The following is a 22,390-nucleotide window of genomic DNA, read 5'->3' as shown; positions in this document are numbered from 1 at the left end:
CGGAAAAATACATAGCCCATTGGTCTACGAAACACCACAAGACTAGTTCAGAACTCATTAACAAGGTAGAGGAAGTTGTAAATAACCTGAGCTAATCTGAATTAATAGCAAACAGCAGGTGCATTCGTTTCAATAACTATTACAATACCTCAATTCGTATGGTTTAGTATCATTAAATTATGACAGAATCAGATTTTGACAACGCCAATCACACATTAGATGCACTCGGTCTCCGTTGCCCTGAGCCGGTAATGATGGTGCGGATGAATATTCGCAAAATTGAAACGGGAGAGACCTTATTAGTCATCGCCGATGACCCTTCTACAACCCGGGACATACCAAGCTTTTGTGAATTCATGGAGCACGAGTTGGTTGCCAAAGAAGTTGAAGGTGCACCCTACCGTTATTTGATTCGCAAAAAATAACGGTTCAAAAAATTGTCCGAACATAAAAAAAGCACCTTAAAGGTGCTTTTTTCAATTCTGTAATATCGGATTTATTGTAGCAACGAAATATCTGCGATATTAAAGAAGCTGGCGCGGATCTGACTCAATAAGGTCAAACGATTCACTTTTATCGCTTCATCATCTGCCATCACCATTACGTTATCGAAGAAAGCATCAACCGGCTCACGTAAACCCGATAAAAGCGTTAACGCTTGCTGGTAGTCCTTATCAGCAAATAACGTGGTTAATTGACCATTCAGAGCGTCAAATTCCGATGCAAGAGCCTGTTCCTGACTTTCGCTGGCAAGTTCGGCTTTAAATGCCGGATAGAGTTCACCGTCAAACTTGGCCAGGATATTTCCAACCCGCTTGTTAGCTGCAGCCAGGGCAGCGGCCTGTGGCAAGGTTTTAAAGTGACTTACTGCTTTAATGCGCTGTTCAAAATCCAGTGGCGACGTTGGTTTTTTCGCAAGTACCGACTGAATTACGTCAACACCGATGCCCTGCTCCTGATAGTAAGCACGGAAACGACCCATAATAAAATCAATCACATCAGCGGCAGTATTTTCATTAACCAGCTTATCACCGTATGCAGCAATGCTATCTTCAATTAACTCCTGAATGTCCAAGGTTAATTGTTTTTCTATGATAATGCGGATTAATCCAATGGCAGCACGGCGCAATGCAAACGGGTCTTTATCACCTTTCGGTGGCTGGTTAATACCGAAGATACCAACCAGGGAATCCACTTTATCGGCAATCGCTACGCAGCAACCGGTGACGCCTTCGGGTAACGTATCACCCGCAAATTTAGGACGGTATTGATCTTCCAGGGCCTGAGCAACACCTTTTGCCTCACCATCATGGCGAGCATAGTATTTACCCATGGTGCCCTGCACTTCCGGGAATTCTAAAACCATTTCGGTCATCAAATCGGTCTTACTTAACAGACCTGCACGAAATGCTTCGTCGCCATTAGCCTGAACCTTTTCAGCAACGGCACGGCTTAATGCTGCAATTCGCTCAGATTTATCTTTTAACGTCCCCAACTGTTTCTGGAACAAAACATTTGCCAAGCTTTCAAGACGAGACTCAAGACTTACTTTCTTATCGGTTTTGAAAAAGAATTCGGCATCCGCTAAACGTGGACGAATGACTTTTTCATTACCTTTAACAATCTCTTGTGGCTGCTTCGATTCGATATTGGTCACGAAAATAAACTTGTTAATGAGATTGCCGTCTTTATCCTGAACCGGGAAGTATTTCTGATGATCTTTCATTGAGTAAATTAAAGGCTCAGCCGGAACCTGCAAAAACTCTTCATCAAATGTACCAATAAGTACCGTAGGCCATTCATTAATGGCGGTAACTTCATCAAGCAAGTCGTCATCTAGCAAAGCTTCAGCATCCATATCTGACGCTGCAGCAAGGATCTGACTGGAGATAACATCACGGCGAGCGTCAAAATCCGCAATCACATAAGCGGATTCCAGGGCCGACAGATAATTGTCTGCGCTATCTAACGTCACTAAGCCCTGATGGTGGAAACGATGTCCCAGCAATTGGTTTGACGATGAAACACCAAGAACGTCACCCGGGATAACCTCACTACCATACATCATAGTAATGGTATGTACAGGACGAATAAATTGAATACGGCTGCTTCCCCAACGCATAGGCTTGGGAATAGGAAGTTTACTTACCGCCTGGTTCACCATCGCAGGAATTAGCTCCTGAACGGGCTTACCTGGTTGGCTTGCAACATGCAATAACCACTCACCTTTATCGGTAGTCAGGCGCTCAGCCTGGTCAACGGTAATGCCATTAGAACGTGCCCAACCTTCCGCTGCTTTGGTCGCATTACCATCTGCATCAAATGCTACATTAACGGCAGGTCCACGCTTCTCAACGGTTTTATCCTCCTGTTTGTCAACAAGGCCAGCAACCTGTACCGCAAGACGGCGAGGTGAAGCAAACCATTTAGCATCATCAAAAGATAGCTCAGCGGCATTTAACTGCTCAGTGATCTGCTCGTAGAAAGCGGTAGCCAGTTTTTTTAGTGATTTTGGTGGTAACTCTTCGGTTCCCAATTCAATCAGGAGAGTATTAGTAGACATATTATTTCTCCTCCACTGCTTGCGCATTTTTACATAATGGGAAACCAAGCGCTTCACGAGCCGCGTAATAAGCTTCTGCACAAGCTTTCGCTAATGTACGGACTCTCAGGATATAACGCTGGCGTTCGGTCACAGAAATCGCATGACGGGCGTCTAACAGGTTAAAGGCATGGCTCGCTTTCATTACCTGCTCATAAGCCGGAAGAGGAAGACCTAATTCAATCAGTTTTGCACTTTCACGCTCACATACATCAAATTGATTGAACAGCGCATCCACATCAGCGTGCTCGAAATTGTATGCGGACTGCTCTACTTCGTTCTGATGGAAAACATCACGATAGTAAACTTTACCCATAGGACCATCGGTCCAGACCAGATCGTAAATACTGTCAACGTTTTGGATATACATAGCCAGGCGTTCAAGGCCATACGTGATTTCACCAGTAACTGGTGCACACTCTAAACCACCGACCTGTTGGAAATAGGTAAACTGGGTGATCTCCATGCCGTTTAGCCAAACTTCCCAACCAAGCCCCCAGGCACCCAGCGTTGGTGATTCCCAGTTATCTTCTACAAAACGGATATCATGCACTAATAAATCCAGGCCCAATTCCTGTAAAGAGCCAAGATATAAATCCTGGATATTCTTCGGAGAAGGTTTTAGAACGACCTGGAACTGATAATAATGCTGCAGACGATTCGGGTTTTCACCATAACGACCATCGGTCGGACGACGGCACGGTTGCACATAAGCACTGCTCATTGGCTCAGGACCAATTGAGCGTAAAAATGTCATGGGATGAAATGTCCCTGCTCCAACTTCCAAATCCAGCGGTTGTACAATGACGCAACCTTGTTTAGACCAATATTCCTGAAGCTTCAGAATTAGTCCCTGGAAAGTTTTGATATCAAATGTGCTTGTGCTCATGTATCCAGAAAACCTATATAGAACGTTTAGTATTTGAAAATGGCGGTAATTATAACGGTATGCCACCAAAAGGCCTAGGGCTGTCGCCCTTTTCTAGACAATTTTTGTTCAATAATCGGGGTAAAGGTAAAATAAGGCAGAGAAAAGAAACTTTATTCAGTTTATACGACAGATGGAATTATTCGAACCATTCACCGTATTAATGAGTTTAATGATAGTAATGACAAAAAAGCCCGGAAATCCGGGCTTTAATTTAACCTGTTTTGCAGTCGCAACTACACGTCCAGGTTTGCTACGTTAAGGGCATTATCTTCGATAAAGTTGCGGCGCGGTTCAACGTGATCCCCCATCAAGGTGGTAAATAGTTGATCGGCTGCGATAGCGTCTTCAATGGTTACCTGCAGCATGCGACGGGTTTCCGGGTCCATCGTGGTTTCCCATAGCTGCTCTGGGTTCATCTCACCCAAACCTTTGTAGCGTTGGATGTATTGACCACGCTCAGACTCTTTCAGCAACCAGTTACGCGCTTCAACAAACGATTTCACCGGCTGAACTTTTTCACCACGCTTCACATAAGCGCCCTCTTCCATTAAACCATTAATTGCCTTGTTCAGGCTCATAATGGCTTTAAATTCAGAAGAATGTATCACGTCATAACCTAGGTTATAGACATTATCGATACCATGCATGCGTACGGTGATCGAAGGATAGTAAATATTGCGCTCATTATCCTTCATCACTTCGGCACTATATAAGGAACTGCTATCGCCATCTTCTTCAAGAAGTTCAATCAGCTTATTGGTCCATTCCTCAACCTGAGAACGTTCGGTAAAATCCGACTGTTCGACGGCCGGTGCATAAACCAGCTGCTGCAAAATCGCTTCCGGCAAATGACGGGATACGCGATCGATAACTTTCATCGTGTCACGATATTGATTAAACAATTGTTCCAGTGCAACTCCAGACAATCCAGGTGCAGACTCATTAACATGAATCGACGCATTCTCTAATGCCAGGGTCGTGAAATACTCTTCTTTCTGAGCATCGTCTTTCAGATAGCGTTCCTGTTTGCCTTTTTTCACTTTATAAAGCGGCGGTTGTGCAATATAAATATAACCACGTTCGATAACTTCAGGCATTTGGCGGTAGAAGAAGGTCAACAGCAAGGTACGAATGTGCGAGCCATCGACGTCAGCATCGGTCATGATTACAATCGAATGGTAACGCATTTTATCGGGGTTGTACTCATCACGACCAATACCACAACCCAATGCAGTAATCAGCGTGCCAACTTCCTGCGAAGAAATCATCTTATCGAAGCGTGCTTTTTCAACGTTCAGGATTTTACCTTTCAATGGCAAGATTGCCTGATTTTTACGATTACGACCCTGCTTGGCTGAACCACCCGCAGAGTCACCCTCCACAATATACAGTTCAGAAAGTGCCGGGTCTTTTTCCTGACAATCTGCCAGTTTTCCTGGTAGTCCGGCAATATCCAGAGCACCTTTGCGGCGAGTCATCTCACGAGCCTTACGAGCCGCTTCACGAGCACGGGCCGCATCAATAATCTTCATAATGATGGTTTTTGCGGTAGTTGGATGCTCAAGCAGGTATTCGCTAAGCTTCTCACCCATCGCCTGTTCAACCGCCGTTTTCACTTCTGATGAAACCAGTTTATCTTTGGTTTGTGAAGAGAATTTAGGATCAGGCACTTTTACCGATATTACCGCAGTCAGACCTTCACGGGCATCATCACCGCTGGCGCTAGTCTCACCACCGCCCTTGGCTTTTTTATTCAAACCCTCTTTGGTCATATAACTGTTCAGGGTACGGGTCAGAGCGGTTCTGAAACCACTTAAGTGAGTACCACCATCACGCTGTGGGATATTGTTAGTAAAGCAGTAGATATTTTCCTGGAAACCATCATTCCACTGCATTGCAACTTCAACCACAATGCCGTCATCACGGGCTAAATCAAAGTAGAATACTTCTTCGTTAACCGGCGTTTTATTGGTATTTAGATACTCAACGAAGGCCTGTATACCACCTTCATAAAAGAAATGGTCTTCTTTACCATCGCGCTCATCCACCAAACGGATGGAAACACCTGAGTTTAGGAATGATAATTCACGGATTCGTTTTGCAAGAATATCGTAATGAAACTTAGTGTCACTGAAGGTTTCCGAGCTTGGCCAGAAGCGTACCTGAGTTCCGGTTTTTTCCGTTTCTCCGATAACCTTAAGTGGCTCATCAGGTACACCCATCGTATAAGACTGCTCATGGACCTGACCATTACGGCGAATGGTTAATTCCAGCTTTTCACTAAGGGCGTTTACAACAGAAATACCTACACCGTGCAAACCACCAGAAACCTTATAACCAGAGTCTTCACCACCAAATTTACCACCAGCGTGAAGCACGGTCATAATAACTTCGGCAGCCGAAACACCCTCTTCCGGGTGAATATCGGTTGGAATACCACGGCCGTCATCTTTAACAGATACTGAGTTGTCACCATGAATGGTTACGACAATATCACTACAATGTCCGGCCAACGCTTCATCGATAGAGTTGTCCAAAACCTCGAATACCATATGGTGTAAACCGGTACCATCATCGGTATCACCGATATACATCCCTGGTCTTTTACGTACTGCATCCAGGCCTTTTAAGACCTTAATACTGGACGAATCATAACTGTTTTCTGTCATTCTAATTGCCTATGTTATCGCCAGGGCTACTGCTCTGGAATTTCGTAGTGTTCGAACTTAAATTACCGACCGTCTCGGTGTTTAAACTTCGCTTATTATGCCATGTTTCACGTGAAACATTTTATATTTATTGTGCTTCGGAATTATCGGTTCCAGTGCACTTTTTTCAATGGCCGTGATAAACACCTGACATTGTAATTGTTCGATAGCAGCAGCTAATCGCTGCCTTGAATCTGTATCTAACTCAGCCCCAATGTCGTCGATTAATATAATCGGCCGTACCTGCTGCTGATTAAAAATTAATGTTGCCTGAGCAACGGTTAATGCCATTAAAAACATTTTTTGCTGTCCACGAGACAACACTTGATCAATGGACATTTTTTGATAGTGAAATTTCACATCAAATTTTTGTGCGCCATAGCTACTGTAGCCATACTGGCGTTCTTTGTCTTCACAATCGCGAAGCAACTCTGTTAACTGGTGCTTTTCGCCCCAGCCTCGACTGTACTGTAATGCAATTCCCTCAGACAACTCTGGTAACAAAATGGCCAACCAACGTTGTAGCTCTTCGCTAAGTTGCACAACGTACTGTTTACGTAAAGCCGCCAATATTTCCGATTGCTGAACAAATAGCTCTGTCCAGTACTCGTATTGCTGTCCCCTGACCCCGGTTCGCAAACAGGCATTTCGCTGCAGAAGCACTCTGCGAAACTCACGCCATAACTCTGCAAACTGATGTTCCACGTGAAACATGCCAAGATCAACAAAACGTCTTCGTTCTTTAGGCCCTCCAAAAAACAGCTTAAACGTCTCTGGAGTAATAATCTGTACCGCTACATGCTTTGCCATCTCAGACAATTTGTAAGCGGGCGCGCCATTCAACTTAATGGTGCATTTGCCATCATTATGACGACTAATGCCTAGTTGTGAATCCCGGTCATCTTTTATGGCAACGGTAAATTTATCCGCCTCGCGATTAACCAGGTTTTCCAGTTTTGTTGTTCGGAATGACTTTCCATGTCCGAGAAAAAAAATACTTTCTAGTAAACTGCTTTTACCGCTACCGTTGTCGCCGAGGATAAAGTTCAGAGCGGGATCAAACTCACTGTTATGAATCGTTAAATTGCGAAAATTATCGACATACAGTTTTTGAATACTCATTACAGGCGCATAGGCATAATCACGTATAGCGCTTCGCCGGACTCTTGCCCTTCTATCACCACGCTGGAGTTCGCATCCGATAACGTAAATTTAATGCCTTCCTCTTTTACCGCATTTAATACATCGAGGATGTAACTTACGTTAAAGCCGATCTCCAGAGGCTCATAAGGAAACTCAATTTCCAGGTATTCTTCAGCCTGTTCCTGCTCAGGGTTATTGGCGGTGATCTTTAATTCATTACTGCCAAAGTTTAATCGAACACCTTTAAATTTCTCATTCGACAGGATTGATGCACGCGACAACACTTGCTTTAGTTCATCCCGTTGCGCCAACAATACCTTGTCACCATTTCTTGGCAACACACGGCGATAATCCGGGAATCGGCCATCGACTAACTTAGAGGTAAAAGAAAACTCCGTATCGACAATACGAATATGATTTGAACCCAGGTAAATTGTCACCGGTTCATCAACCGGATCAAGCAAGCGAATAATTTCCAATATTCCTTTACGTGGCACTATCACCTGTCGGGTAGGTAGCTGTAGGTTGTCATCGGCAATCTTACAAATCGCCAGTCGGTGACCGTCAGTCGCCACAGAGCGTATTTCATTGCCCTCGGTTTCAATTGACATACCGTTCAGGTAATAACGTACATCCTGGTTCGCCATCGAAAAATGCGTACTTTCGATTAAGCGTAATAGCTGCGATTTATTGAGTCTAAATTCAATATCGCCCTGCCATTGTTCAATGTTGGGAAAGTCATGAGCAGGAAGGGTCGCTAAAGAATATTTGCTGCGTCCACAATGAATAATGATATTTTCGTCTTGTAGCTCAAAAGTAATAAGGGATTGTTCAGGCAGGCTTTTGCATATATCGAGTAATTTTTTCGCCGGTATGGTTACTTTACCATCACCCCCCTGATTATCGACCTGGGTTTGCGCTACCATCTCAAGTTCTAAATCCGTAGCCACCAAGGTAAGTGATTGCCCACTTACCTCAAGAAGGATGTTACTAAGGATAGGCAAGGTACTTTTGCGTTCCACGGCCCCGGAGACCAATAACAATGGTTTAAGCAATAAATCTCGATTTAATGAAAACTTCATTCTGATCTCCCTGCTACGATGATAGCGTTCTTATTAAATTTGAGTAGTCTTCTTTTATATCATGACTTTCATCACGAAGGGACTTTACTTTACGGCAGGCATGCAACACCGTTGTATGATCCCTTCCGCCAAAGGCATCGCCAATTTCTGGCAAGCTATGGCTGGTTAATTCTTTTGCCAGTGCCATGGCTATTTGCCTGGGCCTGGCCACCGAACGGTTGCGGCGTTTAGACAGAATATCTGCAACTTTAATTTTGTAGTATTCCGCTACGGTTCGCTGAATATTGTCTATGGTAACCAGTTTATCCTGTAATGCCAGCAAATCTCTTAAGGCTTCACGAACAAAATCAATGGTAATTGGTCGGCCGGTAAAATTGGCGTTAGCGATCACCCGATTAAGGGCGCCTTCAAGCTCCCTGACATTAGAACGCAAACGTTTAGCGATAAAAAATGCCACCTCATCTGCCAGATTGATTTGGCTTTCCTGAGCTTTTCGTTTCAGGATAGCTACCCGGGTTTCCAATTCTGGCGGTTCTATCGCCAGGGTTAACCCCCAACCAAAGCGTGACTTTAACCGGTCTTCAACGCCAGTGATCTCCTTAGGGTAACGATCACTGGTCAAAATGATTTGCTGGTTGCCTTCTAATAACGCGTTAAAGGTATGAAAAAACTCTTCCTGAGTACGTTCTTTATTGGCAAAAAACTGAATATCATCGATCAGCAATGCATCGACGCTACGGTAATACTGCTTAAATTTCTCAATTTCATTATTTTGCAGCGCTTTTACCATATCCTGAACAAACCGCTCTGAGTGCATATAAGCAATTTTGGCATTCGGTTTGTTCATCAAAATACCGTTACCCACTGCATGTAATAAGTGAGTTTTACCTAGACCGGTACCACCATATATAAACAGTGGGTTGTAAGCCTGACCGGGGTTATCGGCGACTTGCGAGGCAGCGGCGCGAGCCAGCTGGTTCGATTTACCTTCGACGAAGTTATCAAAGGTGTATTTGTCGCGTACATTGGTCGATTTAGGAATATTGGGAACCACATTGCTAGGGGCACCATCATTTTCCCGAGTTTGACGCATCGAAGCGGCAACATCTGGAGCAACTTCTCGTTTGGCTACGGCAGGCTTACTGCCCACATCGAAGCGCACTTCCGGAGGATTGGGATTTTGTAAGGCCACTAACTGAGTGATCCGACCCAGATATTTTTCGCGAACCCAGTCCAGTACAAACCGGTTAGGCGCGTACAGCGTCATCACATTGCCAGCGACTTCACACTGCAATGGACGAATCCACATACTAAATTGTTGGGCTGGTAATTCTTCTTCTAGAATCGACAGACAGCTTTGCCAGAGGGAATCTTCCACTCAATACTCCTGGAAATTAAGGGCTACAATCCGATGTATTAAAGGGTAACGAACAGAGAAGGTAGCAAGATTATCCTGTGAATTTTTTTAATTATCGAGCCATTATCACCTCACTTATCCACAAGTGCAACATAAGCATTGGGATAATTTTAAAAAATTATCCCCTTTTTCACTAAGCAACCATTTTTACTGGCTTAAAGAGGTAAATTGGGCTGTAATAATTCGCTAAAACTGAGCGAAATCTCCCTGTTGCAATGCCCGCAGCAGTGCTGCACATTAGCTTTTGTTATAAAACTGTGGATATGAAGACCATTTTCTTATACATAAGCACTGATATAAGCAAAGATCCTACCTGGATCGAATTAGCGATCAAAAACCGGTTCCTGAGGGTCTTGTTTACCCGTTTTCGACCTACTCCTATACTTTAGTGAAACCATGTTGTGGCAAAGGATCCAAAAAAGGATCCTTTTAAAACTCTTTTTATGAATATCGTTGACTTTATCACCTATTCTATTTAGAATTCGGCCTCATTTTTTAACACAGTGCTCGAAAACGTTTGTTTTCGCATAGCAAACAAACTTAACGGGATAGCGTAATGAAAAGAACATTTCAACCTAGCGTATTAAAGCGTAAGCGTAACCACGGTTTCCGTGCTCGCATGGCAACTAAAAACGGTCGTGCGGTAATTGCACGTCGTCGTGCTAAAGGTCGTGCTAAGCTTAGCGCTTAATCCTTTTCGATAAGGATTATTACCCACATGGGTACCTACAGCTTTAATCGGGAGTCACGTCTGTTGACTCCCGGTCACTTCCAACAGGTTTTTGACCACCCTTCTCGATATGGCTCCAGCCATTTCACTATATTAGTTACTTCCAATAAAGACGATAAAAACCGTTTAGGCATGGCGATTGCTAAAAAACGGGTCAAACTTGCTGTACAAAGAAATCGAATAAAACGTCTGGTTCGGGAAAGTTTTCGCTTAAATCAGCATAAACTGCCTGCCGTTGATTTGGTTGTTATGGTAAAGTCAGGGATTGATCAACTCGAGAACGAAGCGATTAATCAGCAATTGGAAAAAATATGGCGAAAAATCAATCAGCGGCACAAACGCTAGTCATTGCTCCAATAAAAGCTTACCAACGCTGGCTTAGCCCGCTGTTGGGAAACAATTGTCGCTTTAATCCTACCTGTTCCAGTTATGCGATAACGGCAATAAATCGCTTTGGTGTCGTAAAAGGGTGTTGGTTAGCAATTAAACGTATATTAAAATGCCACCCTTTGCACGCGGGTGGTGATGACCCCGTTCCTAAATCTAAACAAGAGAATTAACACATTATGGAATCACAACGCGGTTTGCTATTTATCGCATTACTGGTAGTTAGTTTCTTACTGTTTCAACAGTGGCAAATGGACAATGCACCGCAACAACCAGTAACAACGGAGGCTGCTGCCCCGTCTGAACAGCCATCTGAAGGCGCTGATTTTATTCCTCAGGCCAGTGAACAAACGCCAACCATGGAAAATGCCACAAAAAAAGGCGGCATTATTACTCTGGCATCTGATGTTCTGGAACTAAAAGTCGATACCCAGGGCGGTGATATTGTTGCCGCGAAACTACTGCAGTTCGAGACCGAACAAGGCAGTGGCCAGGCGATGCCTATTCTTACTTCCGATGGTTACACCTACGTAGCACAATCAGGATTGATTGGTGCTCAGGGTGATGCAACCAATAAAGGGCGCGCAGTATATGCGACAGAAAACAGTAATAATCAAATTTCTGGCGATGAGCTAACAGTAGATTTAACTTACAACAACAATGGCATCAACTACATTAAGCGCTTTACCCTGAAGCGTGGTCATTATGATGTTAATGTTGAGTATATTATCGAGAACACCAGCTCAGATGTTGCCAATGTGCAACTTTACGGCCAGTTAAAGCAAGACACTTACATCGAAGATGATGGTTCCATGTTTATGCCAACTTATCGCGGTGCGGCATACTCTACCAGCGACAGTCGCTATGAAAAACTGCCGTTTGATGACATTGAAGATGCGAACCTGAAAACCAAGACCAAAGCTGGCTGGGTCGGTATGTTGCAGCATTATTTTGTCAGTGCCTGGGTACCTAATCCAAGCACTACCAACGAGTTATACACTAGCTACCTGGACAGCAAAGGCCAGGCGGTCATAGGTTTTAAACAACCTAGTGTATCTGTTGCGCCAGGCAGCACTGAAACGCTGGCGGCAACCTTTTATGTAGGTCCGAAAGATCAGGATTCACTGGCCAAAATCGCCAATGGTCTGGATTTGACCGTCGATTACGGCATTTTATGGTTTATCAGCCAACCACTGTTCTGGTTACTGATTCAAATTCAAAGCATCGTTGTTAACTGGGGTCTGGCGATTATCTGTATCACCATTGTGGTGAAAACCCTGATGTATCCGTTGACGAAAACTCAGTACACGTCAATGGCGAAAATGCGCAAAATCCAACCGAAAATGCAGGCACTGAAAGAGCGTTATGGTGATGATCGCCAGAAGATGTCGCAGGCAATGATGGAGTTGTACAAAAAAGAAAAAGTTAATCCAGCCGGCGGTTGTTTACCGTTATTGGTTCAGATGCCTATCTTCCTGGCGCTGTACTGGGTATTTATCGAAAGTGTCGAATTACGTCACGCACCATTTGCATTATGGATTAATGACCTGTCATCCATGGACCCATACTATGTGCTGCCACTATTAATGGGTGCGTCCATGTGGTTGATGCAGAAGTTACAACCAAATATGGCAACTGACCCAATGCAACAGAAAATGATGCAGTGGATGCCGGTGTTTTTCACCTTCTTCTTCCTGTGGTTCCCTTCAGGGTTGGTACTTTACTGGTTAGTTTCTAACGTAATTACCATCATCCAGATGCTGATTATCTTCCGTTCGATTGAAAAGGCGGAAGAGCAAGGTAAGGCGAAGGCCGTGAAGAAGTAATACTTTTCTACTTTTTAATAAGAGGCCTGCAATTGCAGGCCTTTTTTATCAGCCATGGAAAATTTACGTTAACCTATTAAGCCTTATCCAATTTCCCGCTTTATGCTTACTCAAGGCCGGTAACTCGTTTATAATTCATCCCATAATTAAATGAGTTAACGTCAGTTTATGTCCGAAAAGAGTTTAAGCAATACCGAAACCATTGCCGCCCAGGCAACGCCTCCCGGTCGCGGGGGTGTCGGTATCATTCGAGTATCCGGCCCATTAGCCAGTCGTGCCGCAGAAAAGCTGTTAGGCAAAATACCGAAAACCCGTTATGCCGAATACTTATCATTTTATGATCAGGACCAGGAGGTTATCGATCAGGGCATAGCCTTATTCTTTAAAGGCCCCAACTCTTTTACCGGTGAAGATGTGCTGGAGCTACAGGGACATGGCGGCCCGGTTATCCTCGACATGCTGCTAAAACACATTGTCAGCCTGGATAATATACGCATGGCCAAACCCGGTGAGTTTTCTGAACAGGCATTTTTAAACGATAAGCTGGATTTAACTCAGGCTGAAGCCATTGCTGATTTAATTAACTCAAGCTCAGAGCAGGCAGCAAGAGCCGCCCTACACTCTTTGCAGGGGGATTTTTCCAAACTCGTTCATCAGTTAGTTGATGATGTGATTCATTTACGGATGTACGTGGAAGCGGCTATCGATTTTCCCGAAGAAGAAATAGACTTTCTTGCCGACGAAAAGGTCAGTTCATCACTGAACGGGCTAATAGAACAGGTTGCTGACGTACTTGCTAAGGCCCAGCAAGGTGCCATTATCCGCGAAGGTATGCGGGTTGTGATTGCCGGTCGCCCCAATGCGGGTAAATCAAGCTTACTGAATGCGCTTAGCGGCCGCGAATCAGCCATCGTCACCGATATAGAAGGTACCACCCGGGATGTGCTGTCTGAACAAATCCATATTGATGGTATGCCGCTCCATATTATCGATACAGCCGGACTTAGGGAAAGCCCGGACAAAGTTGAACAAATTGGTATTGAACGAGCCTGGAAAGAAATTAAACAGGCTGATCGGGTATTACTGATGATCGATTCACAGCAGGATGATCGTGTTGATCCCACTGAATTTTGGCCAGATTTCTTTAATCAATTACCAGATAACATGGGATTAACCATCATCCGTAATAAAGCTGACATCAGTGGTCAAAGCTGTGGTTTTAAGTTATCCCATGACAAACCTACCATAACCCTTTCGGCGAAAACTGGTGACGGTATGACAGCATTAACGGATCACCTGAAACAATGCATGGGTTATGAAGGTAATGCCGAAGGCGGCTTTATGGCACGCCGCCGTCATATTCAGGCACTGGAATCCGCCCAGCACCATCTGTTAACTGGCCAGGAGCAGCTTTTATCCTTTATGGCCGGCGAGATTCTCGCCGAAGAGTTGCGCATTACCCAGCAAGCGTTGAACGAGATCACCGGTGAATTTACCAGTGACGATCTGCTTGGCCAAATATTCTCTTCATTCTGTATTGGTAAGTGACGAGGCTCCCGCCCCGTCAGGTAGGGTGCCGAGTCATCCCGGCGGAGGCCGGGATCTTCCTTCTCTTACTGAGCCTTTATTTATCTACCCACTTAAATCTAAACCTTAGATTCCGTGCAGTATCACGGAATGACCCTTACTTTTTGCGTCATCCTGTTGAAAAACGGGATCTCAAGACAGTGTGGGTGCCGAATCATCCTGGCCGAGGCCGGGATCTCCCTCCTCTTGCTGAGCCTTCATTTATCTACCAACTTTAATCTAAGCTTTAGATCCAGTGCTGTATCACGGAATGACATTTATTTTGTGCAGTATCTTTAAACAATGTCCTGGAGTCACGCTTTTAGCAACCGGCTAATACCAGAAACGTCCCAAGCCACTTCCGAAAACCACATAATACCGGGTACATCGTCGTTATTGCTTGGTCAATAGCCTACAAACGTGGCAGGATAGCGAAATTAACACACTAGCTTCATACTACAAGCCACAAGCGATAAACTACTTACCGCTTACAGCTTATAGCTTAAAGCTCGTAGCAAAATTCAACCAACCGAGTTCCCATATGTCATCATTTCAAATCATCGTCGGTAGTATGCTCGGCGGAACGGAATACATTGCTGAAGCCGTAGAGTCCGCTTTAACATCCGCAAATCACCACTGTGAACTGCACTTTCAACCGAAATTTTCAAAAATCAGACAGAAACAACAAACCTGGATTATCTGTACATCCACACATGGTGCAGGCGATTACCCGGAAAACATTGAAAGCTTTGTCGAAGATCTCTGTGCATATGATCAACCAATGAGCGATCTCAATTTTTTAGTGATCGCCGTAGGTGATAGTAATTACGACACCTTTTGCATGGCAGGAAAAAACATAAGAAACAACATGTTAGATAAAGACTGCAGTGAAATAATCGAGCTTTTATGTATCGATATGGATGAGGATATAGATCCAGAAGTGATCGCCGAACAATGGATTCGCGATCATTTGGATCAGTTATAAATAACTTATACACAGTTTACGATCTGAATTAACGCTATTGTGAATAAAACAGTGATCAACCCCTTAATTATCACTTATTACTCAGTGCACAATAAATTCAAAAAGATCTGCTGTGGATAAACAAGACTTTTGATCAAAGGAAATACATGATCAGATCCAACCTTGATCACAGGATCTGATCTTAGCCAATAGACTATAAAATAAAGCTTTTTTCAGGTTATCAACAGAAAAGGCGATCCTTAATAAATAATAATAATAAGATCTATATATAGATCTTTATCTTTTATTAACGATCCCGCGTTCGATCTTTTAACACTTTGATCATTTCACTGCCCGGTAATTAAAGGTAGAATATACAACCTTATTTAATACCGACTGGTATAAGGTCAATTTCCTTTTTCATTAACCGAGGTTTTTCGTTTATGTGGTATCAAGATTCCTTTGACGTCATTGTTGTTGGAGGTGGTCATGCTGGTACAGAAGCCTGTCTGGCAGCGGCTCGCATGGGTTGTAAAACACTTTTACTGACCCACAACATTGATACCCTGGGTGCGATGTCATGTAACCCGGCTATTGGTGGCATAGGTAAAGGTCACCTGGTAAAAGAAATTGATGCGCTAGGCGGATTAATGGCTGAGGCCATTGATCATGGTGGGATCCAGTTTCGCACCTTAAACTCTTCAAAAGGCCCTGCCGTGCGCGCCACGCGAGCTCAGGCAGATCGCTTATTATATAAGGCATATGTCCGTAACTATCTGGAAAACCAAGAAAACCTGACGATATTCCAACAGCCTTGTGATGATCTGATCCTGGAAAATGATCAAATTATCGGTGTTTCCACACAAATGGGCCTGAAATTTAAAGGCAAAACCGTAGTATTAACGGTGGGAACTTTCCTGGCCGGACAAATTCATATTGGCCTGAATAATTATCAAGGTGGTCGTGCCGGTGATCCGGCATCGGTTAACCTGGCTAGCCGTTTACGAGACATGCCATTTCGTATCGAGCGCCTGAAAACCGGCACTCCGCCACGTCTGGATGCACGTACCCTGGATTTCAGTGTCATGCAGGAGCAACCAGGTGATACTCCGGTACCGACATTCTCATTCATGGGGAAAGCGGAACATCATCCGCAGCAAATCCCTTGTTATATCACGCATACCAATGAGCAAACCCACCAAGTGATTCGTGACGGTTTGGATCGATCGCCGATGTATACCGGCGTGATTGAAGGTGTTGGCCCGCGTTACTGTCCTTCTATTGAAGATAAAATCATGCGATTCGCTGATAAAGCATCGCACCAGATTTTTGTTGAACCAGAAGGGCTAACCACCCACGAGGTCTACCCTAACGGTATATCGACCAGTCTTCCTTTCGATGTGCAAATGGATCTGGTGCGTTCGATTAAAGGCTTTGAAAACGCTCATATTACTCGTCCAGGTTATGCGATCGAGTACGATTATTTTGATCCTCGCGATCTAAAACAAACCCTGGAAAGCAAGTTTATCAATAACCTGTTCTTTGCCGGTCAAATTAACGGTACCACCGGTTATGAAGAAGCGGGTGCACAGGGCCTTGTTGCCGGTATGAATGCCGCTTGCCGGGTGCAGGACAAAGAAGGTTGGACACCAGGACGTGAACAGGCCTATATGGGCGTGTTGATCGACGATCTTTCTACCTTAGGTACCAAAGAGCCATACCGGATGTTTACCTCTCGAGCGGAATACCGTTTATTGCTGCGTGAAGATAATGCCGATATTCGTTTAACCGAGAAAGGCCGTGAATTAGGTCTTGTTGGTGATGAACGCTGGCAGCGTTTCTGTGAAAAAATGGAAAACATTGAACTTGAACGGCAGCGTCTACGTGGCCTGTGGGTACAAAAAGACCACGAGGCAACGGAAAAACTGAATCCGATGCTAAAAAATCCAATTTCCCGAGAGGCTAACTTAGAAGATCTGCTACGTCGTCCGGAAACCCGCTATGAAGATCTGATGTCGATCGAAGCCTTTGGTCCGGGCCTTGCGGATAAACAGGCTGCCGAGCAGGTCGAAATTCAAATTAAGTATGCGGGCTACATCGAACGTCAATTAGATGAAATCGATAAGAAAAAGCGTCATGAAGATACCTTGATCCCTGCTGATTTCGATTTTGCGCAAATCTCTGGTTTATCGAATGAGGTCGTGGCCAAACTAACCGATGCCAGACCTGAAACCTTAGGTAAAGCATCGCGGATTTCCGGAATCACACCAGCGGCAATATCCTTGTTGCTGGTTTATCTGAAAAAACACGGTCTACTCAGAAAAACCGCTTAACCTTAGCAACCAGACCGGCGATAATAGCCGGTCTTTGTTTATCAGTCCCTGCCCTTTGGAACGCAAAAACCGATGACTAACCTAAAATCCCGATTAACTGATTTAATTTCTCAGTCCGACATAGCTGTGACCGAGCATCAGATTGATTTGTTAGTGGCTTATGTTGAGCTTTTGCATAAATGGAACAAGGCTTACAACCTCACCTCGGTTCGTGATCCTGAGGAAATGTTGGTAAAACATATCCTCGACAGTATCGCCAACGGGCCTTTTTTGCATGGTGAACGATTTATCGATGTCGGTACAGGACCTGGCTTGCCGGGTATTCCCCTGGCAATTTTGTATCCGCAAAGAAATTTTGTATTATTGGATAGCTTAGGAAAACGCATTACCTTTTTACGCCAGGTGGTATTCCAGCTCAAGCTTTCCAATGTAACCCCGGTACTAAGTCGGGTAGAGGAATATCATCCGGAACACCCATTTGACGGGGTATTGAGCAGAGCCTTTGCATCTTTGTTGGATATGGTAAGCTGGTGTCAGCATCTAATTGATGAAAATGGTCGTTTTTTTGCACTAAAAGGTGTTCTTCCTGAGCAAGAACTGCAACAATTGCCTGCTGGTATTGAGTTGGTCACTTATCATCGAATTCAGGTACCGGCTTTAGAAGGCCAAAGACATTTAGTTGAACTAAAAAAAACGAACGCTAGTTAATCGTCATATCGAATTTTTGCGGGGACGCTGTGGGAAAAATAATTGCAATCGCCAACCAGAAAGGTGGCGTCGGTAAAACAACGACATCGGTGAATCTTGCCGCTTCCCTGGCGGCGACCAAACGAAAAGTCCTGCTGATTGATTTAGACCCGCAAGGCAATGCTACGATGGGCTCTGGCGTTGATAAATACGAAGTTCACGCCACCAGTTATGAACTCCTGATTGATGAACAACCGTATGAGCAGGTCATCGTTAAAGATACCATGGGACATTATGACCTGATTGCGGCTAATACCGATGTTACGGCCGCTGAAATCAAGTTAATGGAAGTTTTTGCCCGCGAATTGCGATTGCGCAATTCCCTGAAGGACGCCCGCGAGTACTATGATTTTATCATCATTGATTGCCCGCCTTCCCTCAACATGTTGACGGTTAACGCCATGGGGGCTGCGGATTCTGTGCTGGTCCCCATGCAGTGCGAATATTATGCCCTGGAAGGTCTGACAGCATTGATGGATACCATTGCCAAGCTCGCTGATGTAGTTAATAAAGACCTGCATATCGAAGGGATCCTGCGCACCATGTATGACCCTCGTAACCGTCTTGCCAATGATGTTTCCGAGCAATTGAAGCGACATTTTGGCGATAAGGTTTATCGAACCGTGATCCCTCGCAATGTTCGCCTGGCAGAAGCGCCAAGTTTTGGTGCACCAGCAATGTATTATGACAAATCGTCTACCGGAGCTAAGGCCTATCTTGCTTTGGCGGGTGAATTACTTAAACGGCAGCAGTCTGCTGTCAGTGAAGAATTAGTTTAGGCAGGAAAATCAATGAGCACATCTAAACGTCGGGGATTGGGTCGAGGCCTGGATGCATTACTAACCACAGCACCGCGACCTGCCGCTGATGGAGGCAACGCACCGCAAGCGGGTAAAAAAACGGATAGCGACCTGAAGATGTTGCCTGTAGATACTTTACAACCGGGGAAATACCAGCCCCGAAAAGACATGTCTGAAGAAGCCCTGGAAGAATTAAGCCATTCGATTAAAGCCCAGGGGATTATCCAGCCGATCGTGGTTCGCCCGGTATCCTCACAAACTTATGAAATCATTGCCGGTGAACGTCGCTGGCGCGCGGCACAGCTGGCAAAAATTGATGTGGTTCCCTGTATTATCAAAGATGTCGCCGATGAAGCCGCCGTTGCGATAGCCCTGATCGAAAATATTCAGCGTGAAGATCTTAATGCCATGGAAGAAGCCATTGCCCTGGAACGGTTACTCAGTGAATTTGAACTGACTCACCAGGAAGTCGCTGAAGCCGTTGGTAAATCTCGTACTACGGTGACGAATTTATTACGCCTGAATAGCCTTAACAGCGAAGTGAAAACCTTCCTGGAAAATGGCGATATCGATATGGGTCATGCGCGTGCCTTGCTGGCTCTATCTGGCGATGTACAAACCACGACTGCCAGAACCGTCGCTGCCAAAGAACTCACCGTTCGCGAAACCGAAGCCTTGGTGAAAAAAGTGTTAGAACCCGTGGCACCGAAAGCGCCTAAGGAGAAAGACGCCAATACCCTGAAGCTCGAACAGGAACTGGCGGAGCGAATCGGTTCTTCTGTGGACATCCAGCACAATCGCAAAGGTAAAGGCAAGATGGTGATCAGCTATGCATCCCTGGATGAGCTGGACGGAATTTTGGCAAAAATTCATTAATCTTGTTGGTCGTTAAACAGGCGCGAGAAATTGCACATTTTTAGCGCGTGATATGCCTCATAAAGTTGCAAAATAAACCTAAATCAGTATACTTGCGCTGGCTTTTGGCGAGAAAAAAATCAGACTCAAATCAAAAGTTCGATTTGTGATGATTTCTTAGGAGTTTCGGGTGCAAAATAAATTGGCACAGCCCGGCAGAAAATACGCATATAAACAAGTACTTCTGCAGTTTTTGTTAACGCTCCTGAGTTTTATAATTTGTTTTTTCGGTTGGGGATTCACTGCCGCGACATCAGCATTAGCTGGTGGCATGGTCAGCGTAATCCCTAATTTTGTATTTGCACATAAGGCTTTTAAATTTGCCGGTGCACGCGCTGCCAGACAGGTAGTTGATTCATTTTATGGCGGCGTGAAAATAAAATTGGTTTTAACAGCGATTCTTTTTGCCTTGTGTTTCAAGTTTCTCGACCTTTCGTTGTTGGCCTTTTTTATTACGTATTCAATAACAATGCTGGTTCCATGGGTGAACGCCATTGTTAACAGGTTTCATTTTAATCAACAAAAATTGGGATAAAAGATGGCTGCAGATACAGGCTCTTATATCAAACACCATTTGACTAACTGGACGATGTGTTCAACCGACAGCGGTATTGCTTTTAACAAAGCGTGTACTGATGCCGGTTTCTGGACATTACACGTTGATACCTTAGGTTGGTCAATTGTTCTTGGTTTGATTTTTCTTCTTACATTCCGCTCCGTTGCTAAAAAGGCATCGACGGGCGTTCCAGGGAAATTACAGTGCGCGGTAGAGATGGTTGTCGACTTCGTCGACAAGAGCGTTAAAGAAACCTTCCACGGTAAAAACGCACTAATCGCCCCACTTTCACTGACCATTTTTGTCTGGGTACTTCTGATGAATGCCATGGACTGGGTGCCAGTTGACTGGATCCCTACCGTTGCCGGTCTTATTGGTCAGTATGGTTTGGGCATGGATCCGCATGACGTTTACATCAAGTCTGTACCTACCACAGATATGAACATGACCTTCGCGCTAAGTATTGGTGTGTTCTTCTTAATCATTTATTACTCAATCAAAGTAAAAGGTGTTGGTGGTTTTATGAAGGAATTGACCCTTCAGCCATTTAATCACTGGGCCTTTATCCCGGTTAACTTCATCCTCGAATCCGTTACCCTGATTGCACGTCCGGTGTCATTGGCACTGCGTTTGTTCGGTAACCTTTACGCTGGTGAGTTGATCTTTATTTTGATCGCAACCATTGGTTTATTCCAGTTGCCTGTACATTTCCTATGGGCGGCTTTCCACTTACTAGTTATTCCGCTTCAGGCCTTTATCTTCATGATGTTGACCATCGTGTACTTAAGCCTGGCGCACGAAGATCACTAAGACTCAGGATGAGCACTGGCGAATAAAATCGCTGGTGAGTGAGGCAAGGAAGCCGGAATATTTTTAAATTTTTTAACTTTTAATTTTTAACTTTAACTAACTAAAAAATAACTGGAGATACACATGTTATATATTGCTGTTGCTCTACTAATCGGTTTAGGTGCATTAGGTACTGCGATTGGTTTCGGTCTATTAGGTGGCAAATTCCTTGAGTCTGCTGCTCGTCAACCTGAACTGGCTCCACAGCTACAAGTGAAAATGTTCATCGTTGCTGGTCTTATCGATGCGATCGCAATGATCGGTGTTGGTATCGGTCTATATCTACTATTCGCTGTTGGTGCTTAATTAACTACCGAACCTTTGCGAATTAATTAGATATAGGAGCTACGAATATGAATATTAATGCTACTTTAATCGGTGAATCGATAGCATTTATCGTATTTGTTATTTTCTGCATGAAGTTCGTATGGCCACCGATCATCGGTGCCATTGAAGAGCGTCAAAAGACCATCGCTGATGGCCTTGCTGCTGGTGAGAAAGCTGAGAAAGATCTTGAGTTAGCTCGAGATAACATCAAAGCACAGCTGAAAGAAGCGAAAGCTCAAGCTGCTGAGATTGTTGATGCTGCGAAAAAACGCGAAGCTCAACTTATCGAAGAAGCCGCAGATAAAGCAAAAGCCGAGCGTGAGAAAATCATCGCTTCCGGCCATGCAGAAATTGAATCAGAGCGTAACCGCGCACGTGAAGAATTACGTCAACAAGTTGCCGTACTTGCTGTTGCCGGTGCCGAGAAAATTCTTGAGCGCTCTATCGATGCCGCTGAACATAGCGACATCTTAGACAAACTAGTTGCTGAACTTTAAGAGAGGATTG

21 protein-coding genes are annotated in these 22,390 nt (G+C 44.5%); 15 read left to right on the top strand and 6 right to left on the bottom strand.

The genetic code is table 11. The features are described from left to right. Positions 1-179: 179 nt before the first annotated feature. Positions 180-425: a sulfurtransferase TusA gene (tusA, locus tag E8M12_RS05005; protein ID WP_136734990.1), complete on the top strand. Its 246-nt coding sequence runs from the start codon at positions 180-182 to the stop codon at positions 423-425. A gap of 71 nt (positions 426-496) precedes the next feature. On the opposite strand, the gene glyS is transcribed toward tusA, so the two are convergent. From glyS to dnaA, 6 genes are all read right to left on the bottom strand, one after another. Next, positions 497-2,563, bottom strand: a complete 2,067-nt coding sequence (gene glyS / locus E8M12_RS05000; protein WP_136734989.1) for a glycine--tRNA ligase subunit beta — start codon at positions 2,561-2,563, stop codon at positions 497-499. Between the two features lies 1 nt (position 2,564). Continuing rightward, positions 2,565-3,491, bottom strand: a complete 927-nt coding sequence (glyQ, locus tag E8M12_RS04995; RefSeq protein WP_136734988.1) for a glycine--tRNA ligase subunit alpha — start codon at positions 3,489-3,491, stop codon at positions 2,565-2,567. Between the two features lie 275 nt (positions 3,492-3,766). Beyond that, positions 3,767-6,202, bottom strand: coding sequence for a DNA topoisomerase (ATP-hydrolyzing) subunit B (gyrB, locus tag E8M12_RS04990; protein ID WP_136734987.1), 2,436 nt, complete (start codon positions 6,200-6,202; stop codon positions 3,767-3,769). 81 nt (positions 6,203-6,283) lie between these two features. Continuing rightward, positions 6,284-7,363: a DNA replication/repair protein RecF gene (recF, locus tag E8M12_RS04985; protein ID WP_136734986.1), complete on the bottom strand. Its 1,080-nt coding sequence runs from the start codon at positions 7,361-7,363 to the stop codon at positions 6,284-6,286. Beyond that, entirely contained in the window at positions 7,363-8,466 is a 1,104-nt protein-coding gene (gene dnaN, locus E8M12_RS04980) for a DNA polymerase III subunit beta (protein ID WP_136734985.1), read from the bottom strand. Before dnaN ends, recF begins: the two co-directional genes overlap by 1 nt. Before the next feature lie 13 nt (positions 8,467-8,479). After that, positions 8,480-9,844 carry a chromosomal replication initiator protein DnaA gene (gene dnaA, locus E8M12_RS04975; protein ID WP_136734984.1) on the bottom strand — a complete coding sequence of 455 codons (1,365 nt, stop codon included), beginning with the start codon at positions 9,842-9,844 and terminating at the stop codon, positions 8,480-8,482. A 595-nt stretch (positions 9,845-10,439) separates the two neighbouring features. On the opposite strand from dnaA, the gene rpmH reads away from it, so the two are divergent. The 14 genes from rpmH to atpF all read left to right on the top strand — a co-directional run bounded on the left by rpmH (position 10,440) and on the right by atpF (position 22,380). Further along, on the top strand, positions 10,440-10,574 hold the full coding sequence (rpmH, locus tag E8M12_RS04970; RefSeq protein ID WP_068547039.1) for a 50S ribosomal protein L34: 135 nt from the start codon (positions 10,440-10,442) through the stop codon (positions 10,572-10,574). A gap of 27 nt (positions 10,575-10,601) precedes the next feature. Beyond that, on the top strand, positions 10,602-10,958 hold the full coding sequence (rnpA, locus tag E8M12_RS04965; protein ID WP_136734983.1) for a ribonuclease P protein component: 357 nt from the start codon (positions 10,602-10,604) through the stop codon (positions 10,956-10,958). Next, positions 10,925-11,173: a membrane protein insertion efficiency factor YidD gene (gene yidD / locus E8M12_RS04960; RefSeq protein ID WP_136734982.1), complete on the top strand. Its 249-nt coding sequence runs from the start codon at positions 10,925-10,927 to the stop codon at positions 11,171-11,173. Before rnpA ends, yidD begins: the two co-directional genes overlap by 34 nt. A 6-nt stretch (positions 11,174-11,179) precedes the next feature. After that, positions 11,180-12,826 carry a membrane protein insertase YidC gene (gene yidC / locus E8M12_RS04955; protein WP_136734981.1) on the top strand — a complete coding sequence of 549 codons (1,647 nt, stop codon included), beginning with the start codon at positions 11,180-11,182 and terminating at the stop codon, positions 12,824-12,826. A 168-nt stretch (positions 12,827-12,994) separates the two neighbouring features. Further along, complete coding sequence (gene mnmE / locus E8M12_RS04950; RefSeq protein WP_136734980.1) at positions 12,995-14,374, top strand: tRNA uridine-5-carboxymethylaminomethyl(34) synthesis GTPase MnmE; 1,380 nt, start codon at positions 12,995-12,997, stop codon at positions 14,372-14,374. Positions 14,375-14,933: 559 nt separating this feature from the next. Continuing rightward, positions 14,934-15,377: a flavodoxin domain-containing protein gene (locus E8M12_RS04945; RefSeq protein ID WP_136734979.1), complete on the top strand. Its 444-nt coding sequence runs from the start codon at positions 14,934-14,936 to the stop codon at positions 15,375-15,377. Between the two features lie 422 nt (positions 15,378-15,799). After that, the gene (gene mnmG / locus E8M12_RS04940; RefSeq protein WP_136734978.1) at positions 15,800-17,689 is read left to right on the top strand and encodes a tRNA uridine-5-carboxymethylaminomethyl(34) synthesis enzyme MnmG; all 1,890 of its coding nucleotides are present in this window, start codon (positions 15,800-15,802) and stop codon (positions 17,687-17,689) included. A 72-nt stretch (positions 17,690-17,761) separates the two neighbouring features. Continuing rightward, on the top strand, positions 17,762-18,397 hold the full coding sequence (gene rsmG, locus E8M12_RS04935) for a 16S rRNA (guanine(527)-N(7))-methyltransferase RsmG (protein WP_136734977.1): 636 nt from the start codon (positions 17,762-17,764) through the stop codon (positions 18,395-18,397). Between the two features lie 29 nt (positions 18,398-18,426). Beyond that, entirely contained in the window at positions 18,427-19,215 is a 789-nt protein-coding gene (locus E8M12_RS04930) for a ParA family protein (RefSeq protein ID WP_136734976.1), read from the top strand. Between the two features lie 12 nt (positions 19,216-19,227). Beyond that, complete coding sequence (locus E8M12_RS04925) at positions 19,228-20,112, top strand: ParB/RepB/Spo0J family partition protein (protein ID WP_136734975.1); 885 nt, start codon at positions 19,228-19,230, stop codon at positions 20,110-20,112. 169 nt (positions 20,113-20,281) lie between these two features. Continuing rightward, on the top strand, positions 20,282-20,686 hold the full coding sequence (locus E8M12_RS04920) for an ATP synthase subunit I (RefSeq protein ID WP_136734974.1): 405 nt from the start codon (positions 20,282-20,284) through the stop codon (positions 20,684-20,686). Positions 20,687-20,689: 3 nt separating this feature from the next. Next, entirely contained in the window at positions 20,690-21,517 is an 828-nt protein-coding gene (gene atpB, locus E8M12_RS04915) for a F0F1 ATP synthase subunit A (RefSeq protein ID WP_136734973.1), read from the top strand. Between the two features lie 123 nt (positions 21,518-21,640). Continuing rightward, entirely contained in the window at positions 21,641-21,862 is a 222-nt protein-coding gene (atpE, locus tag E8M12_RS04910; RefSeq protein WP_089153031.1) for a F0F1 ATP synthase subunit C, read from the top strand. 47 nt (positions 21,863-21,909) lie between these two features. Then, the gene (atpF, locus tag E8M12_RS04905; protein ID WP_136734972.1) at positions 21,910-22,380 is read left to right on the top strand and encodes a F0F1 ATP synthase subunit B; all 471 of its coding nucleotides are present in this window, start codon (positions 21,910-21,912) and stop codon (positions 22,378-22,380) included. The last annotated feature ends 10 nt before the right edge of the window (positions 22,381-22,390 follow it).

This window comes from Thalassotalea mangrovi (genome assembly GCF_005116735.1).
Classification (GTDB): Bacteria; Pseudomonadota; Gammaproteobacteria; order Enterobacterales; family Alteromonadaceae; genus Thalassotalea_A; species Thalassotalea_A mangrovi.
The sequence above is the reverse complement of the archived record's forward strand: the minus strand, read 5'-3'. Positions and strand labels throughout refer to the sequence as shown.

What these genes read in the sequence shown, in the direction of transcription:
- glyS (WP_136734989.1), bottom strand. Translation starts at nt 2,563, where the DNA reads ATGTCTACTAATACTCTCCTGATTGAATTGGGAACCGAAGAGTTACCA.
- E8M12_RS04945 (WP_136734979.1), top strand. Translation starts at nt 14,934, where the DNA reads ATGTCATCATTTCAAATCATCGTCGGTAGTATGCTCGGCGGAACGGAA.
- glyQ (WP_136734988.1), bottom strand. Translation starts at nt 3,491, where the DNA reads ATGAGCACAAGCACATTTGATATCAAAACTTTCCAGGGACTAATTCTG.
- rsmG (WP_136734977.1), top strand. Translation starts at nt 17,762, where the DNA reads ATGACTAACCTAAAATCCCGATTAACTGATTTAATTTCTCAGTCCGAC.
- atpB (WP_136734973.1), top strand. Translation starts at nt 20,690, where the DNA reads ATGGCTGCAGATACAGGCTCTTATATCAAACACCATTTGACTAACTGG.
- rnpA (WP_136734983.1), top strand. Translation starts at nt 10,602, where the DNA reads ATGGGTACCTACAGCTTTAATCGGGAGTCACGTCTGTTGACTCCCGGT.
- gyrB (WP_136734987.1), bottom strand. Translation starts at nt 6,202, where the DNA reads ATGACAGAAAACAGTTATGATTCGTCCAGTATTAAGGTCTTAAAAGGC.
- atpE (WP_089153031.1), top strand. Translation starts at nt 21,641, where the DNA reads ATGTTATATATTGCTGTTGCTCTACTAATCGGTTTAGGTGCATTAGGT.
- tusA (WP_136734990.1), top strand. Translation starts at nt 180, where the DNA reads ATGACAGAATCAGATTTTGACAACGCCAATCACACATTAGATGCACTC.
- recF (WP_136734986.1), bottom strand. Translation starts at nt 7,363, where the DNA reads ATGAGTATTCAAAAACTGTATGTCGATAATTTTCGCAATTTAACGATT.
- mnmG (WP_136734978.1), top strand. Translation starts at nt 15,800, where the DNA reads ATGTGGTATCAAGATTCCTTTGACGTCATTGTTGTTGGAGGTGGTCAT.
- yidC (WP_136734981.1), top strand. Translation starts at nt 11,180, where the DNA reads ATGGAATCACAACGCGGTTTGCTATTTATCGCATTACTGGTAGTTAGT.
- yidD (WP_136734982.1), top strand. Translation starts at nt 10,925, where the DNA reads ATGGCGAAAAATCAATCAGCGGCACAAACGCTAGTCATTGCTCCAATA.
- atpF (WP_136734972.1), top strand. Translation starts at nt 21,910, where the DNA reads ATGAATATTAATGCTACTTTAATCGGTGAATCGATAGCATTTATCGTA.
- rpmH (WP_068547039.1), top strand. Translation starts at nt 10,440, where the DNA reads ATGAAAAGAACATTTCAACCTAGCGTATTAAAGCGTAAGCGTAACCAC.
- dnaN (WP_136734985.1), bottom strand. Translation starts at nt 8,466, where the DNA reads ATGAAGTTTTCATTAAATCGAGATTTATTGCTTAAACCATTGTTATTG.
- mnmE (WP_136734980.1), top strand. Translation starts at nt 12,995, where the DNA reads ATGTCCGAAAAGAGTTTAAGCAATACCGAAACCATTGCCGCCCAGGCA.
- E8M12_RS04925 (WP_136734975.1), top strand. Translation starts at nt 19,228, where the DNA reads ATGAGCACATCTAAACGTCGGGGATTGGGTCGAGGCCTGGATGCATTA.